The 2,515-nt window shown below is 59.7% G+C and carries 4 protein-coding genes; all 4 read right to left on the bottom strand.

The annotated features are described in order from the left end of the window. On the bottom strand, positions 1-1,092 hold a 1,092-nt coding region (flgK, locus tag AB7E65_RS08235; RefSeq protein ID WP_428745633.1), incomplete at its 3' end, for a flagellar hook-associated protein FlgK. 1 nt (position 1,093) lies between these two features. After that, positions 1,094-1,453, bottom strand: a complete 360-nt coding sequence (locus AB7E65_RS08240) for a hypothetical protein (RefSeq protein ID WP_320360658.1) — start codon at positions 1,451-1,453, stop codon at positions 1,094-1,096. Further along, positions 1,450-1,749, bottom strand: a complete 300-nt coding sequence (gene flgM, locus AB7E65_RS08245; RefSeq protein ID WP_320360657.1) for a flagellar biosynthesis anti-sigma factor FlgM — start codon at positions 1,747-1,749, stop codon at positions 1,450-1,452. The genes AB7E65_RS08240 and flgM overlap by 4 nt, the downstream gene beginning before the upstream one ends. 325 nt (positions 1,750-2,074) lie before the next feature. Continuing rightward, entirely contained in the window at positions 2,075-2,401 is a 327-nt protein-coding gene (locus tag AB7E65_RS08250) for a rod-binding protein (protein WP_320360656.1), read from the bottom strand. Positions 2,402-2,515: the final 114 nt, after the last annotated feature.

Below are 2,515 nucleotides of genomic sequence, written 5' to 3' on the forward strand. Positions count from 1 at the left end.
GTTGCGGTTGTCGCCGGTGGCGGCGGATTGTCCGGCGGCAATCTGTCTGCTGTCGGTCAGGACGGTTTCGATACTGGCGGCGGCACCGCTCCAGGGATTGTCTCCGCTGCTCGGTGCCAGGCTGAAGAAAGCCTGCCCGGTGGAGCCGTCGAGACCGGTGCCGGCGCTGTGCAGGCCATTGACCTCGGTTGCCAGGCTGTAGGCCAGCTGATCGAGGTTGTCCATAAGCTGCGGAATGAATTCATCCCGCAGGGTGGTCAGGCCTTTGAATTCGCCCCCCAGGCTGTTCGCGTCGACCGGTCGTGAACTGGTGCCGAGATTGACCTGCAGAACCGCGCCGGATGCGCTGTCAACGGTTTCCAGGGCAAAGGCCTGACTGCCGCTGACCAGAGGCAGGCCGGATTGCAGCTGCACGTCGATGCTGCCATCCTTGTTTTCATAGGATTTGATGCCGAGACTGTAGGAAAGCTCTTCCAGCAGCGCATCGCGGCTGTCGCGGTCGGCGTTGGCGTTGACACCGCTGGCTTCGACGGTGGCAACGCGCTGGTTCAGATCGGCAACCTGCCGCAGTTGCTGATTGATGCCGGAGAGACTGTCGGCGAGGGTGCTGTCGAGCTGTTGCGACAGCTTGCCCAGATCATTGGACATGGCATGAAAAGCGTCGCCGAGCAGGGTTGCATTCTGCAGCACGCTGTCGCGTTCGACGCTGCCGTCGGGGGTGACGGACAGTTGCTCCCAGCTGTCGAAAAAACGGTCGATTCGGGCGCTCAGGTTGTCCTCGTCGAGGTTGAAGAGGGTTTCCAGCTCCGCCAGGGGCGTGGTCTGCGCCGCCTGCTCGCCGAGCGCGCTGTTTTTATCCAGGATCTGACGGTTCAAAAAAGTGTCCTGTGCCCGCAGGATGTTGCTGGCGGTGACACCGCGCCCGATCTGAAACCCGCGAAAGTTGAGGGCGGGGACGGTGCCGAGTTCGACGCTCTGCCGGGAATAGCCCTCGCTATTGACGTTGGCGATATTGTTGCCGGTCACCTCCATCAGGGTCTGATGGGTGGCGAGGCTGGTTTTTCCCATGTTCAGAACGTCGCTAAGGCCCATCTCAGATCCTCCCCGAGAGCAGGGCGCCGCCGTGGGTGACTTGGCGGGGGGCGGCGCCGGCACCGTACAGGGTGTCGCAGCTGTGCCGCCCGAAAAATCCCATCAGGTCGCGTACCCAGCGCAACGCTGCCCAAAACAGGTAGGCATTGCGGCGGTTTTCCTCGCGCACGGTTCTGGCCAGTTCCTGCACCTGTGCATCGGCGAGATCAGCCTTTTGCAGATCGATGCCGGCAAGCAGCTGCTCTTTTTCCCGCACCGTGGCCAGCATCTGCTCGATGCGCAGCGCCTTGGCATGCTCTCGTTCCCGCAGGATCAGATCGTGCAGCTGACGCAGTTTCTGCTCAAGATCGCGGTTCATCATTCACCCTTGTTGTCCGCCAGGAATTTAAGCAGGCTGGCCGCGACTTTTGTGGCGTCGGGACGGTAACTGCCCTCGGCGATCTGCTCCTTGAGCGACTGCAGCTTTTCGGCACGCGCCGCTTCGGACGTTGCGGCCGTTTCCCTGACGCGGATGGCCTCGGAAATGACCGAAGAGAACTGGACCCGATCGAGTCCGCCTGCGCCGGCATTTTCGTTTTTCCGGGGCTTGTCGTTTTTTTTGAGGCGATCGACGGGGCCGACGCCGTTGAAGCCGTTACCGTTGATTTTTATGCTCATGGTCCTACCCTCCGTGGTAGCAGCCGGTTCTACGCAGCCGGGGACGCTAACTGGTTTTCATCCGAAAACGGCCCTTTTCCGCCGTGGCGGCGTCAATCCGCAGGCTTGCTTGTGCGGCGTACCGATGTACGCCTCCGCGCAACCCCTTGATTGCCTGGCCACAACGAAAAATTGCTCGTTTCCCATATGAAAACTACGCAGTATCCATCCGGAGTTTCCGGATGGATACTAACTGGCCCGGCTGAAAGGGGCTTTGATCTTCATATCGGCAGGTTGCGCGAATACTTTAGATCTTTTTCTGAAAAAAATCCGCCCCAACCGCACATCAGTCCCCCCGGGCCGATTCAAGGTTTTTGCTCAGCTGCCTGAAAAGGCTATCCGCGATGCCGATACCCTGGCTGCGCGCGATTTGCGTGGCCACTTCCTGATCCATCAGATCCCGGAACATCTCCTGGTCGTTGCCCTGGTCCAGCAGGCCGTCCCTGGGTACCGTGGAACGCATCTCCTTGAGGAGGCTCTTGAGCATGATGGCTTCAAAATCCTGACAGCTTTTGCGCAGGCTCGCGACCTCATCCTTTTTATTCGATGAGATATTCCGGGATTGCCCACCAAAAGCGGTAGCAGCGACAGCAGGATTAAGGGTGTTGGTCATGCGGCAGACTCCCGTCAAAAGGTCGATAGCGGACGATGTTTCGTGCCTTGATATCTTTTCGGCACAACAAGAGGAAAGGTTTAGGGGAAAGGTTCGAGGCCCGAGGCCAAAGGT

The sequence above is a fragment of the Syntrophotalea sp. genome (assembly GCF_050253115.1).
Taxonomy (GTDB): domain Bacteria; phylum Desulfobacterota; class Desulfuromonadia; order Desulfuromonadales; family Syntrophotaleaceae; genus Syntrophotalea; species Syntrophotalea acetylenica.

What these genes read in the sequence shown, in the direction of transcription:
- flgM (WP_320360657.1), bottom strand. Translation starts at nt 1,749, where the DNA reads ATGAGCATAAAAATCAACGGTAACGGCTTCAACGGCGTCGGCCCCGTC.
- AB7E65_RS08240 (WP_320360658.1), bottom strand. Translation starts at nt 1,453, where the DNA reads ATGATGAACCGCGATCTTGAGCAGAAACTGCGTCAGCTGCACGATCTG.
- AB7E65_RS08250 (WP_320360656.1), bottom strand. Translation starts at nt 2,401, where the DNA reads ATGACCAACACCCTTAATCCTGCTGTCGCTGCTACCGCTTTTGGTGGG.